We start from the raw sequence: 14,545 nt of genomic DNA, 5'->3' as shown, positions 1-14,545 counted from the left end.
TCAGATGCTCACCATTTTATATTGACCGGGTAAGAGATCCCCCAGCTCCCAATCGGCTATCCGATGGCGTATGAGACGCAGAGTTGGAAAGCCAATTGCGGCCGTCATTCGCCTGACCTGATGATTTTTCCCCTCACAAAGTACAATCTCAAGCCACGAGGTGGGTATCGACTTGCGAAAACGGACCGGCGGATTCCTTGCCCAGAGATTGGCAGGCTCCTCAATGATCCTGGCTTTAGCAGGAAGAAAAGACTCCTTTTCAAGTTTTAAACCAGCACGTAATTGGTTTAAATCACTATCAGCAGGGGTTCCTTCAACCTGTACCCAATAATATTTCTGTTTACGTTTATCAGGATGAGTGAGTGCGTGTTGGAGCTTGCCGTCATTGCTTAGTAACAAAAGTCCTTCGCTATTTTTATCAAGCCTGCCGGCAGCGTAGAAGCCAGGCATCGAAATATAATCGGCCAGTGTTTTGTCTTGTTCTTCACCAGTAAACTGGCAAAGGACTCCGAATGGTTTATTAAACAGAATAATTCGTTTCACAAGGGGGGCTATACAAATAAAATTAAAGATAAATTATGCCGAATTATAACTGTAGTGTCTAACCCCGCAGCCCTTCATTTTGAGCAAGCGAACGGTTTGAATCCAAATCACTTCGAGGTGCTTGGGTTAAAGAGTTTTAGCATGCTATGATAGCGCTCATTGGAGTAATAAGCGTATTATTGTGAGCATGGAAATGGCTCTCGTATAATTTTCCTGCTTCATTGCATGGATTATATACTCAAACGTAGCTATTTGGCCTGGATATAAGATTTCTTCCTTGTATTACTTGCTTTCCAAATGAGCACTGAAGCCCAAATCGCCTTGGTGATCATGAATTTTACTAACGGAGCAGTCGATGACATTTGAAAAAATAAAAGTACCCGCAAATGGGCAGGCAATTACTGTTGCCCCCGATTCATCTTTACAGGTTCCTGATCATCCGATTATCCCTTTTATTGAAGGCGACGGGATTGGAGTGGACGTTACTCCTGCAATGCGTATGGTCGTAGATGCCGCTGTTGAGAAAGCCTATGGTGATAAAAGAAAAATCGCCTGGATGGAAGTATATGCCGGTGAAAAAGCAACCCGTGTATATGGTGAAAATCATTGGCTTCCCAAAGAAACGCTTCAGGCTATCAGTGAGTTTGTCATTGGGATTAAAGGGCCTTTAACTACACCGGTGGGTGGTGGTATCCGTTCTTTGAATGTCGCGATACGACAAGATCTTGACCTTTATACCTGTTTGCGCCCTGTGCGTTATTTTCAGGGAACACCAAGCCCTCTCAAAGAGCCCTGGAAAACAGACATGGTAATATTCAGAGAAAACTCTGAAGATATTTATGCCGGCATCGAATGGCAGGCGGATAGTGTTGAGGCTAAAAAAGTAATTCGTTTTCTACAGGAAGATATGGGGGTTAAAAAAATTCGATTCCCCGATCACTGCGGAATTGGAATTAAGCCTGTCTCACAACAGGGAACTGCCCGATTAGTTAAAGCAGCTATTCAGTATGCAATCGACAATAACAGAGACTCTGTGACGCTGGTCCATAAAGGCAACATCATGAAGTTTACGGAAGGTGCCTTTAAAGACTGGGGCTATCAAGTCGCTCGTGAATGTTTCTCCGCTACCGAATATCAGGGTGGTCCCTGGCTGCATTTCAAGAATCCTAAAACAGGAAAGGACATTATTGTTAAAGATGTTATTGCAGATGCTTTCTTACAGCAAATTCTCCTGCGTCCCGATGAATACAGCGTCATTGTAACCTTAAATCTTAATGGTGATTATATTTCCGATGCCCTGGCTGCACAGGTCGGTGGAATCGGTATTGCTCCAGGGGCCAATATGGCGGATGCGATTGCTGTTTTCGAAGCCACACATGGTACTGCACCCAAATACGCGGGGCAGGACAAAGTCAATCCCGGCTCGCTTATTCTGTCTGCTGAGATGATGTTGAGACACCTGGGTTGGGCCGAAGCTGCTGATTTAATAATCAAAGGAACTGAGGGTGCAATCGAAGCCAAGACTGTAACTTATGATTTTGCCCGATTAATGTCAGGAGCAACTGAAGTAAGCTGTTCCGGTTTTGCAAAAGAAATAATTAATCATATGTAAAGCTTGAGCCTGTTCAGCTTGTTGCATAAATAGAACAAGGCAATTAACCTGTTGTCTTTGCGAACGAAGTGAAGCAATCCAGATCGAACCTTGAATAAAGTTATGAAACTGGATTGCTTCGCTGACGCTCGCAAAGACCGTTTTTGTGTACCTGTTTTTATTTATGCAACCACGACAGCCTGCTCGCAGCCCAGGTCGGTAATCCAGCGGTTTGCGAGCCAATTGCAAAGAGCCTTTGATTTTTGTCAGGATATTTTGCAAAATGGATGCAAGAATGTGGGTTTTATCAATTGCTTGAAAAAAATAATCTGCTTACTGTTATCTAAGACCGTCAATTTGAATCTTTAAGAAGCAGGATGCTGGCGAGAACTACAAAATTAATTTTTTTCATGAATTAAATCACTTTTTTACTGGCCAAATGCTCGTGGTAAGTCTATAAAATTAGTAAAGGGTGTACGTAATGAGCGAGCGATTTTCAGGTGAAATAATTGAGCGAAAGGTGACGGAGCTAGAGGTCCTCCCAGCGCTGAAATTGCCCAAAAAATATAAGGTTATTCTCCTGAATGATGATTACACCCCGATGGAGTTTGTGGTGGATGTGTTGAAGCGTTTTTTTCACTTCCGTGAAGAACTGGCGACACAGATAATGCTACAGGTGCATATAGTTGGAAAGGCTGTATGCGGCGTTTTTACTCGGGATATAGCAGAGACGAAAGTTGCTCAAGTCAATGATTTTGCCAGAAGCAACGAGCATCCACTGTTATGTACCATGGAACCGGAATGAGTGCAGATGGGTGAAGAGGAGCAACGACAATGTTAAACAAAGAACTTGAATTCACCTTAAATCTTGCTTTTAAGGAAGCAAAGGAGAAACGTCATGAGTTTATGACGGTAGAACATTTGTTGCTATCATTGCTTGATAATCCGGCAGCAGGGAATGTTCTGCAGGCATGTGACGCTAATATTGACTCATTACGCCGTGATTTGATCGAGTTTATCGATGAGACAACTCCCCGAATCCCTGAAGATGAAGTCGATCGTGAAACACAGCCGACACTCGGATTTCAACGGGTACTGCAAAGAGCGGTTTTCCATGTACAATCGGCCGGCAAAACGGAGGTGACCGGAGCAAATGTACTGGCTGCTATTTTCAGTGAGCAGGAAAGTCAGGCAGTTTATTTTCTCCGCAGAGAGAATATTACACGCCTTGACGTGATTAATTATATATCTCATGGGGTTTCCAAGTACCAGAACAACGACATGAGTGATAACATGAATTCTTCGATGGATGAAGAGTCAATGTCAGGCGAGGGCAGTGAGTCGCCGCTTGAAAGCTATTGCATGAACCTCAACAAGCGAGCCAGACTGGGCAAGATTGATCCACTCATTGGTCGACATGAAGAAATTCAACGCACAATACAGGTACTCTGCCGTCGTCGAAAAAATAATCCATTACTGGTGGGGGAAGCAGGGGTTGGAAAAACAGCAATAGCCGAAGGTCTGGCCAGACGTATCGTGGATGGAGAAGTACCGGAAGCGATCAGCAGCTGTATCGTTTACTCTTTGGATCTGGGCGCTTTGCTGGCGGGAACCAAATACCGTGGTGATTTTGAAAAACGCCTGAAAGCGGTGCTCAAACAATTGGGACAGCAGGATGGTGCCGTACTTTTCATCGATGAAATCCATACCATTATCGGCGCTGGAGCCGCTTCTGGTGGTGTCATGGATGCGTCCAATCTCATCAAGCCTCTGCTGGCGAATGGTGAGTTGAAATGTATCGGTTCTACGACCTATCAGGAATACCGGGGTATTTTTGAGAAAGATCGTGCCTTGGCAAGACGTTTCCAGAAAATTGATATAAAAGAACCAAGTATTGATGAAACCTTTGAGATCCTCAAAGGGTTAAAAGGGCGTCTGGAAGAGCATCATGGCGTCAAGTTTTCAATCCCTGCACTTAAAGCAGCTGCGGAATTGTCTGCTAAATATATTAATGATCGGTTCTTGCCGGATAAAGCGATTGATGTCGTTGACGAGGCAGGGGCATACCAAAACCTTCTTACAGCCAACAAACGCAGAAAAATTATCAGTGTTACTGAAATTGAGAATGTGGTTGCGAAAATTGCCCGTATTCCGGTGAAAAAAGTTTCTGCAAGAGATAAAGATACTTTGCGAAATCTCGAGCGTGATCTCAAATTACTGGTTTATGGTCAGGATATTGCAATTACCGCTCTGGCTTCTGCAATCAAACTGGCGCGCTCTGGCTTAAGAGAGCCGCAAAAACCAGTAGGCTGTTTCCTTTTTGCAGGACCTACCGGAGTAGGTAAAACCGAGGTGACTCGCCAGTTGGCTAATGTACTGGGTATTGAGCTCTTACGTTTCGATATGTCTGAATACATGGAGAAGCATACTGTATCTCGCTTAATTGGAGCACCTCCTGGATATGTAGGCTATGATCAAGGCGGATTATTAACTGAAACAGTGACTAAAAATCCTCATTCGGTACTGCTGCTTGATGAAATTGAAAAAGCGCACCCTGATGTATTCAACCTGCTGCTTCAAATCATGGATCATGGCACGCTGACCGATACCAATGGACGTCAGGCTGATTTCCGTCATGTGATTATGGTGATGACCAGTAATGCCGGTGCTACTGAAATTTCTCGAAGCTCTATCGGCTTTGCCATGCAGGACAATAGTCTGGATGGACTCGATGCCATCAAGCGTCAATTTAGTCCGGAGTTCAGAAACCGTCTGGATGCTATCATTAACTTCGCACCATTGGATAATGTCACTATTGGTTTGGTAGTTGATAAATTTATCATGGAGCTGGATGAGCAATTAAGTGCCAAGGGAGTGACCTTTAAGGTGGATAAGGCGGCCCGAGAGTGGTTGATTGAACATGGCTATGATAAGGCAATGGGTGCAAGACCAATGGCCCGTCTGATTCAGGAAAATGTCAAGAAGCCTTTAGCGGATGAGCTGCTGTTTGGTAAATTAACGAATGGCGGTCATGTGATTCTGAAAGTCAAGGAAGGCAAGCTGCATTTTGAAAGCCATGATTACCGCGAAGGCGTTTTCTAGCCAGAGGTTGATAGTCAAATCCTGGAAAATCCCGCTTAGGCGGGATTTTTTATTCTAGGCTACGATTGAATGCGTTTCTGGAGTTTCCTGAGGAACTATCAAATTCATATTCAAGTTAATTTCAACTGATTTGGCTAAACTTTCACCCTCTGTATTTCCACTGTAAACTGCATCCATCATTTTCTTACGCTCCATCGCTAAGGATTTTCTATCGATATTATCCACAGCAGCATTGCTAAAGAGACGTAATTTGTAAAAGTTATGGGTATAACTCATATTGGGCAAAACATGAAAGCGAGATTCTTTTTTATCAACATGGATTAATTCGCAATATCCTTTAATCACTACCGCACGTGTTATGTGCGGATTTGCTTTAATGCTCTCCATAACTTCCTTCAACAATGAAGTTCGTAGCTTGAAAAATGCTTCTGTTTCTGAAATGGTGAATCCACGAAGGAAAGGCAGATTGCTTTTGTGCACTTTATAATTTGCATGAGATTTACTAAAGGGACTCCGGCCTGATAATTCCTCCAGCAGTTCGAGTTCAGCCACTCTAAGCGGGTTCTTTTTATTTTTCAATGTCGCTATATTCAAGCCTTTTCCAAAGGCTGTATTTAAATCATTTTTGCGCGTAAACTGATTTTGCAAAAGAGTAACGTTATCCTTCGATAGAAATGCAGATGTCTGAGCATTCCCTGTGTCGATATTGCTTTTTGACAGGTAGAGCAATTTATATTGATACCCTTCATTCGTCTGGTGCTGAACAATAACATAAGTTTCATCAAGCCCTGATGCACGTAAAAGTTTGGCATAATTTTCTACAGAAGCTGATTTGGATATGGCAGCGATTAATCCGCAAGCGGGAGTAGTTTGTGGCTTTTTTTCGGCTTTGGCTTTTTGAATAATAGCTTTTTCCTCTTCCAGCTTCTCGATTTGAGCGCTTTTACAGCCAAATAAAGTGACCTTGGTAAGACAAGAATATTTTTCCACTATTTCGGTGATTTGACTGGCATCCAGGCCCGCGATTTTCTTAACAAAGGAGTTAGCATGTCCAAGAATCATCAGGTGAATGCCTTTCAGATCAAGCGACTGTAAATCCTTCATCAGATGATCCATGTGATCAGTAGTCACACAGGTGACTCGTTCCTCACGTGACTGTTTACGTTTATAAACCTCCATTACATCCACGAGTTCCTGATCATAGAGATCTTGCTTATTAATCAAAATGACATGCTGTATTTGCTTTAGAAATTCTTTAACAAAACTGGCTTTATCTCCAGGAAAATACTGGTGAGACATGTAATTTCTTTCGAGATAGACACGTCGGTTCTGGGTGCATAGCAATTTACGAATCGTTTCATCGACAAATTCCATTGCGTAGATGTTTTGATCGATGGCAGTTTTACACACATCGTAATTGTCCTGCGCTTCAAAAATATATTCCAGGGCTAACCCATTGATTGACACGGCAGCAAGGTAGAGCGCTTTTTTAATGTCTTCTGGTAAGGATCTTGGTACAAATTGTACGCTTTCCGGATTTTTCTGTATTGCTTGAAAGCAAATTGAAACATAGTCTTCAACTTCTTTTGGCACATGCTCCAGCAGGAAACCATCGGCGGCAACCGCTTTAATATAGAACTGCGTATCATCAGGATAAATTTCCTCAACGTAGGTTAGTGCAAACGGATCATAACTTATCGCTTTGGCGTAAAAAGTTTTCCTGTACCCTGGTTGAGAGAGAGAAGCATTATCTATAGAGTTCTGCAGTGCTTTTTTTAACAACAAGTCATCATTATTTGTAATGGCTCGATATAACTGAGTAATTTCTTCGGCTGTGAAAATGTCACCTAGCCTTTCCGTTATTTCTTCCAGTGAAAGATTTGAGTTGATAATCTTTTTAACAAGAATGCATGCATTTGTAATAATCATATCAATATGGGTTTATATTGTACAGAAAATGCAATTTTATTAAATTATTCTTATGAGAAAATTAAGACACTCTGAAAAAAAGGAATTATTTTGATTAATCCAGCCATTTTTACTCACAAACAGGCCCCGTCCCCCGTCATCTCGAACGTAGTGAGAGATCTCCCAAATCCTGGTTTGTGCCAGCATTAGGAGATCTCTCACTACGTTCGAGATGACGGGGTATGTCATAGTTTTGATTTCATATTATTCTCACTGTATAATAGTTCATCATTTTGTGGGTTGTTTGTTTTTGGTGATTCATGCAAGAGAAGAAAGAAAATCGTCCGGTACGTTGGAAACGTGTATTTATAGACAGGGCCGCATTAGCCAAGTATACGAAGGGTCCTAAGCTAGTGAAGAACCTGGCGCAAAAGCTGCTGAATAGTCCCGGCTCAGCCGGCTATGAGAAGTTATTCGGTGAGAAATTATTACTCGATGAGTTGGCGAGCGGTCGTATAACCGGAGCTGATCGAGCGCTGATTATTGATTTTGAAGTGGACGGCGAATGGACTGCCGTGATAGCGGACATTGCAGAAAATCATGATTATAACAAATCCCCTCTTTACTCAGATAAGCACGGGGTCGAAAAGTATCGCGCCAAGTATGGTCCCTCGATAATCCAGCGTATCCGCGAACAAATGGCAGAGGAGCGTGCCGCTGCTGCCCGTCAGGCAGCCGGGGAGGCAATTGTTCCGCCCCATCCGGTGGTTACGCTGGATTATTACAACCAGAATTTCATTCGCTTGAATAGCCAGCAGGAGTCGGTATTGGAGACAAGGCTTCCTGCCTTGATCAGTGGAGCGCCTGGTTCTGGAAAATCCTGTGTGGCGATATCGCTGATTACAGAGTTGCTAAGCCGCCTGTCGGATAATCCTGAGACGCACATCCTCTATGTGACCAAATCCCCTGAATTAATCGAGGCGATGCAAGCGATCTGGGATGCGCTGTTACTTCCTGAGGAGCTGAAAAATCGAGTTGAGTTTAAAACCTATGAAACGGTAGCCCGCGAACAGCAAGGACAAGCCTTTGTTGGGAAAGAGCTTGCTCAGAAGGCTGATTTTGAGTTGTGGTTAAAGAAGTACCGAAAAACTGGTTTTTTAGAGGATGCAGCTCAGATTTATGAAGAGTTTCGACTGCGATCGGGTTATTCCCCAAGTGAATACCTGGGGCTCGGAGAAAAGCAAAGCCTGTACCCCAATAAAGAGGATAAGCAATGGATCTTAAGGGCGTACCAGTCCTATCTGGCCTATCTGGATAATCAGCACAAGGTAGCTATCGATTTTCTTGATCTGAAACAGCAGGGCAAATATGACCTGGTTCTGAGCGATGAGGCCCAGGATCTGTCGGGTCAGGAACTGGTAAATCTGCTGAATCTTGCTAAAAATGGGCAGATTTGCTTTTGCATGGATTCGCATCAAAGTCTTTTTGATAGTAAATCCAAGCGTCCATTTATTTTTGAAATGATGAACCGCATAGAGTTAAAGCTTGAGTATATTGAATTGCCGCATTCTTACCGTTGCCCTGCCGATGTGGTGCATTTCGCGAACACAGTGATTAGTATAAAAAACAGAGTGGTGGGCGGCAGTTCAGACAAACTGGAAAAGCCTGAAATAAAGATGTCTCCTGAACAGGCGAATACGCCGGGCATGGTCCATTGGTTAACGCAGGATGAAAAAGAACTGGCCAAGTTAAGGGAGATGGCCAAGCAAAGTAATTTTGCCATTATCACCCTGCCTCAGTATGTAAAGGAAGCCCGGGAAAAATACCCCGAGGCGGTAATGATATTTACTCCGGAGCAGATCAAAGGTCTGGAGTATGAGAATGTGATCCTGTATCGGATGCTGGATGATCCACTTTGCCATGAGGCGAGCCGTGAACTGGATCCGAATGCAAAAGTGCCTGTTAACCAGGCCAGAAGGGGTTGCAGCAAAGATCGCCTGGGTCCGCCCTTAAATAAATTTTTCACGAGTTGTACACGTGCTACGCGCCGCTTATTTATTGACCAGGGTAAAGGTCATCCATTAACCAGGCTTTGCAATGAGCTGGAGAAAGGAATAACAACTCCGGACACGGCCTTCTTAAACGAGGTGATTCTTAAGCAAACCAAGGAAGAATCTCTCGCGGGATGGCAGGCAGAAACCTGCAGGTTGTATCGGAATGGCAAGAAAGACATGGCAGAGAATGCTTTTAATCGCTGGCTTAAGGGGAAGTTGCCTCACGCTGACTATACCAGCTTCCTGTTGGCCAATGAGCTAATTAAGATAGAAGAGCCAGTTAAGTCAAGTGAAACAGCTCCTAATCAAGAGCCGGAAAAGCTACTGGAAGCTGCTTCTTCTGCAAATGAAAAGGAAGACACTGCGCCTGATTTAAATACAGTAAGAGGAAAACGAAATTCTAATAAAGGAAGACGAGGCAGACAGCGTATGAACCCCGCTGGAGGGAAACCTCCCGCAGCCATAACTACCGCGAGTCTCTCAAAAAATACTGTTTCGGGCGGTTTGGCAGGGCTGTTGCCTAATTTTTTTAACAGTAACCAGAAAAGTCAAGAGAAGTTGCCGATCAGCACTGGTGGTAATTTAGGCGTATCCAGGCTGATAGATACAATTAAAACGGATCTTTCCATCAATGAGCAGACTAAGTTGATGAGTTTATTTGAAGCAGCGCCGCTTCCGTCGGTTGCATCTTCAGTGCAGTCTTCAACTCCTTTAACAAAAGAGGAGAAAGTTCAGTCGGATTTGAATGGATGGTTCGCGCTTTTTTCCGATGACTGGCTTGAGCGTCTAGGCGTAGAGAAACCACAGCCAGAGGTAATTCTTGAATTACTATTGCTTATCAAGAATGCGGGTTATGACAGTTTCCTAAGCAGGTTAAAATCCGATAATGATAAGTGGATGGCGCTTAAACGTTCTTTTACTAAAAACCCCCAACTGACCGAATTCTATTTTTCATTAAATGAATTAATCAAAAAAGAACCTGTGAGTGGAAAAAGCTATTTTGAAATTCTATGCCGGAAACAGCATGGCCTTGATTTTTTGAAGGAGGTCCTGGAATCACTCCCAGTCCCTGAAATGCTTGATAAAGGTCCTCTCCTTGTATTGTCGGTTATTTTTTTTGGTGCGACCGCAAACACTGAGTGGGATAAGCTTTGCGATGAGAACAATTTGTTAATGTTCCTGCTAAACAGTCCAACAGGCCGCCAGATATTTAAGCTTCTTTTCACCAGCCAATTGTTTTCAGGCTTAGTCTGGAAAGACAAAGCAAATGAGACACTTTTGCATTGGGCGGTCAGAAACCAGCGCATCAATGTGATTGTTTTAATCATGGCTGCAAGGGACAGCGTATTGCGTGATGGTCTTTTAAAGCCTGAATGCGATGTATGGAGCATAAAAAATAAGGATGGGCTTACGCCTTTCGAATTGGCTAAAAAGGATAATCTAAGTAATGTAATCAAAGCGCTTGACCCTGCTCTTTATGCAAGATCTTCCGCTAAAAAGGCTGCCTCCACCTCGCATGAACCAGATAATAGTGAGGAGTCTCTTATGAAAAGGATGAAAAACGTTGTTGGAACAAGAGGGGCTTTTCTTCTTCCTGACGCTAGGAAACTGAGAAATGAAATTAATGAGTTGAAGCAGGAGGTTGCCACCATACGAAATAAAATAGCATCGGCCAAATTGCAAATGCAAAAGAGCAAAGAAAGGAAAATCCTGCTTCAATTGAAAACAAAGGAGCAACGTGTCGTTGCAAAACAGGACGCGCTCGATGAACTCTGTAACAAGGCTAAAATTAATGCACTTTTCGACTTATTGACTACTACACTGCACTCAGAAGAAATCTATGCTAATTTTGATCTATTGATGATAGGCACAGTTCCGAGTTTATTGTACTCGTTTCTAGCGAGCCCCTTGGAAGACATGCCGTCCCTGCTTAAGTATTTATATGAAAAGAATCTTAAAACCGGAGAGGAGGAAAACCTCTGGCGTTGTCTTGAAAATTATTTGGCAGAGAATCCTGAGCTGGTCAATTTCAGTTTCTCCTTAAAAGAGTTGTTCAAGCCCTTTGAAGAAACTAGTAAATCCTGCTTTGAAAAGCTGGCTCGTACAGAAGAAGGTCTTGAGTTTCTGGTATTAATTTTCAAAAATCTGGCTATATCCGATACTATAAAATCAGATCTGGAAGATGCTATCGGATTAAGTTTTTATCATGATATAACAAGAAAAAGCTGGGATGGATTGACGGAATCTGATTCTCTCTTGCTTTATTTACTCAATCGTCCGCAGGGTCGTTATCTGCTTTCAAGGTTGCCTGTAAATATTTTTTACAATTTAATTAGGCAACAGGATTCGCAATCGAATAGTTTTTTGCACTGGGCTGCTGCTACGCAGCGAACGGATCTGATCTCTATGGTACTTGAGCTTCAACCAAGACTTAAGGATGGCGCTACAATACAAGTGTTTGCCGGCATAAAAAACAAAGAGGGGCAGACTGCACTGGATATCGCAAAAGCGAATCAGTTTGAAGACGGGATCGATTTATTCACCCAGCTGGAAGCAAATCAGACCGTTCAACCTGGACTGGCGGCGTTTTCCTCCCTGTTTCATCCTGCAGAGAGGCTATCCGCAGAAACGGAAAGCAGGGACGGCCCAGCATTAACCCTTCCATTCGGCTCTCCCAGTCAAAGAAGTTAAAGCTGGCGTCAGGGCAGGCTAGGGTACAAAAAAAGTCTTTGCGAGCCTTGGCGAAGCAATCCAGATCGAGGCTCTTGTCGGGCACTGCTCTGGATTGCTTCACTTTGTTCGCAAAGAAGGCTGGTACGATACTAAAAATGAATCACAAACCGGACTACGCCCACTTTGGCCTGCGCTCTGTTCCTTGCATCCTGTTCTGCATAATAGTTAAGGAAGAGAAAATGGTTTTTTGTAATGTTATATAATAAACCGGGCCCAATGGACCAGAGTTTTTCACGCCTTCCCTGTACATCCGCTCCGTTCACTTTGGTATCGGTGAACTGGTTGAACCAATAGCCATTGATACCCGCAAAGAACTTGTCTGTAAACTGATAGCTGCCAGCAAAATTGGCATAAACCGCCTGACCTGCCTGTGTGGTTCTTGCGTATGGGCCAAAGGCGACATTGGGATCATGATTTTTAGCGTTCCATAAATAATGGAGGCGAAATGAGGCCGCTATTTTGGGGGTAAACCAAAATGTTCCTGCCCAGTAAGGGTTAATTGACCAGAAATTGCTTCCCGGGTTAATCGCATAGTTGCGGTTATACTCACCAGTGGGGACGACAATATCAAGATCAAGACGATGTACCCACAGGGGACCTTGTCCGTCTTTTCGAATTACCGGGTCAAACTGCAGGGCAGGGCCAATGAATAAATCCCCTTGCCCCACCTGACCATATAGGGCTGTGTTGCTCAAGCCATCATCCACACTGGTGTTGACTACCCAAGGGAGTAAAGCAGACATTCCCAGACTGGCGCCGAGAACTCTAATTTTCGAAAGATAAATCAATTGAGTAATATTGACGGTGACATCAACATCTGTTTTTGGCAGAGGCAGACGATCCCCATTTTTATCTTTTAGCTGATCGGTAGTGAAATATTGGAAATAATCCTGAAAATACACTCCTGGTCCAGCAGGCGGCCCGCCATCGAAGAAGCTTGTAAATCCCAGATTGACATAAGGTTCATCATAGGCAAGTGCTGTGGAAAAATTTAACAGTAATAATAAACCTGCAATATAAATCCTTTTCATTTTACTCCTGATAAGATCTGGGTTTGAATAGACAATCTGCTATATTATGCTCTTTTGCCGGCCTAGGAAAGAGGCAAAAAATAAATGCTGCAAAAATGGTCCAACAGCTTGTGATTTTCAAAACTGTGCCATACTTAATTTATCAGGATGTAAGATCTGCTTTGCAATTCCCGTAGTAAACCGAAAGGTTTTACATCGCGTGAACTTCATTGTGTTTAATTGCTGCTCATTATTGTGAATGGGGAATTGTTATGTTTATATATACGGCTAAGATTTACGTCGGAGCACAAGAAGTTCTAAATAATACAAGCGATGATCTTGAGCAACTGTTCATTTGGATGTTAACCCAGGTGCAAGGTAAAACGGGTGATTATCATGGTCATATTGTTAATAACTCCACCAATGAAATCATAAGAAACTTTCGTAAATGTCATGATGAATAATTTTACTTATGCCAGACATAAGTCCGCTCGCTATCAAACTGTGTCATGCCATGTCATGTCATCTCGAACGCAGTGAGAGATCTCTGGATGCTGGCACAAACCAGGATTTAGGAGATCTCTCACTGCGTTCGAGATGACGGCATGCCCATGAGTAATGACACAGTTTAATAAACACTCTCAATTTACTTCTTTAAAATATCTCTTCTTAGTTACAAGCTCAGGCATTCTCGTTAAAATAAGGCCAAGTTAACTATCGGGTCAATTTAATGCTCAGTGTTATTATTATTACCAAAAATGAAGAAGCGAATATAAAAAGATGTCTAGACTCGATTGATTGGGCCGATGAGATTATTGTACTCGATTCCGGAAGTACCGATAAAACGGTTTCCATTGCTCAGGAATACACAGAGCATGTGTATATCAGCGATGATTGGCAGGGCTACGGTATTCAGAAGCAGCGCGCACTGGCATTGGCCTCAGGAGACTGGGTTTTAAATCTGGATGCGGATGAGTCGGTTAGTGACGATTTAAAATCAGAAATCGAGTCTGCCATGCAGTCGGGAAAAGCCCAGGCTTTCCGTGTTCCTATTCGCATGAATTTTTATGGGAAAGTATTACGCTATTCTGCCAGCCCCAAGCGTCATATTCGCTTGTTTAAGCGAGACGGAGCTCGATATAGTGATGATATAGTTCATGAGAAAATCATTCTTCCCGATAATCGTGTTATAGGTAAGATCTCTAACCCGATTATGCATCATTCCTTTCTCGATGTGACGCATGCCCTCGCTAAAATTAATCGTTATTCGTCTTACAGCGCAAGAGTCCGCATTAAACAAGGTAAAGCGCCTTCGTTTCTGTCGGTAATAATGAGTACCGGCTGGATGTTTTTCCGCTGTCTGATTTTGCAGCGTGGTATATTAGATGGTAAGGCTGGTGTCCTAATGGCAGCTTTCAGCGCTCAGGGAACCTTCTACAGAGGAGTGAAGCAGATTTATCCCGACAGGCAATTGCATAAATTGCCTGAGAGTAAAAATACGGAGTGAGAAGTAAGGTGCTTCTAAACCCCTCTCTCTAGCTCTCTCCCCAAAGGGGCGAGAGGACTTTGAGGAAGACTCCTTCAGAAAAGTCCCCTCTCCCAAG

The 14,545-nt window shown here is 43.2% G+C and carries 8 protein-coding genes; 5 read left to right on the top strand and 3 right to left on the bottom strand.

Features of this window, described 5'->3' with window-relative positions; genetic code table 11:
* Positions 1–543 (bottom strand): pseudouridine synthase, encoded by a 543-nt coding sequence (locus E1O89_RS02965; RefSeq protein WP_133138872.1) that lies wholly within the window; start codon positions 541–543, stop codon positions 1–3.
* Between the two features lie 355 nt (positions 544–898).
* Between E1O89_RS02965 and icd the strand changes: the two genes are divergently transcribed.
* The 3 genes from icd (at position 899) to clpA (ending at position 5,236) form a co-directional block, all read left to right on the top strand.
* Positions 899–2,155, top strand: a complete 1,257-nt coding sequence (icd, locus tag E1O89_RS02960) for an NADP-dependent isocitrate dehydrogenase (protein ID WP_133138871.1) — start codon at positions 899–901, stop codon at positions 2,153–2,155.
* 460 nt (positions 2,156–2,615) lie between these two features.
* The gene (gene clpS / locus E1O89_RS02955) at positions 2,616–2,939 is read left to right on the top strand and encodes an ATP-dependent Clp protease adapter ClpS (RefSeq protein WP_112218203.1); all 324 of its coding nucleotides are present in this window, start codon (positions 2,616–2,618) and stop codon (positions 2,937–2,939) included.
* Between the two features lie 29 nt (positions 2,940–2,968).
* Positions 2,969–5,236: an ATP-dependent Clp protease ATP-binding subunit ClpA gene (clpA, locus tag E1O89_RS02950; RefSeq protein WP_133138870.1), complete on the top strand. Its 2,268-nt coding sequence runs from the start codon at positions 2,969–2,971 to the stop codon at positions 5,234–5,236.
* 54 nt (positions 5,237–5,290) lie between these two features.
* Here clpA and E1O89_RS02945 read toward each other — a convergent pair whose 3' ends face one another.
* Positions 5,291–7,165 carry a DUF4116 domain-containing protein gene (locus E1O89_RS02945; protein WP_133138869.1) on the bottom strand — a complete coding sequence of 625 codons (1,875 nt, stop codon included), beginning with the start codon at positions 7,163–7,165 and terminating at the stop codon, positions 5,291–5,293.
* A 299-nt stretch (positions 7,166–7,464) separates the two neighbouring features.
* On the opposite strand from E1O89_RS02945, the gene E1O89_RS02940 reads away from it, so the two are divergent.
* Positions 7,465–11,889 (top strand): DNA/RNA helicase domain-containing protein, encoded by a 4,425-nt coding sequence (locus E1O89_RS02940; protein WP_133138868.1) that lies wholly within the window; start codon positions 7,465–7,467, stop codon positions 11,887–11,889.
* Between the two features lie 131 nt (positions 11,890–12,020).
* Here the strand turns inward: E1O89_RS02940 and E1O89_RS02935 are convergent, their stop codons facing one another.
* Positions 12,021–12,962, bottom strand: coding sequence for a transporter (locus E1O89_RS02935; protein WP_133138867.1), 942 nt, complete (start codon positions 12,960–12,962; stop codon positions 12,021–12,023).
* A gap of 709 nt (positions 12,963–13,671) precedes the next feature.
* On the opposite strand from E1O89_RS02935, the gene E1O89_RS02930 reads away from it, so the two are divergent.
* Positions 13,672–14,448 carry a glycosyltransferase family 2 protein gene (locus E1O89_RS02930; protein ID WP_133138866.1) on the top strand — a complete coding sequence of 259 codons (777 nt, stop codon included), beginning with the start codon at positions 13,672–13,674 and terminating at the stop codon, positions 14,446–14,448.
* Positions 14,449–14,545: the final 97 nt, after the last annotated feature.

The sequence above is a fragment of the Legionella genomosp. 1 genome (genome assembly GCF_900640215.1).
In the GTDB taxonomy this organism is placed as follows: Bacteria; Pseudomonadota; Gammaproteobacteria; order Legionellales; family Legionellaceae; genus Legionella_C; species Legionella_C quinlivanii_A.
Note: the sequence above shows the minus strand (reverse complement) of the source record. Positions and strands in the feature narration are given on the sequence as shown.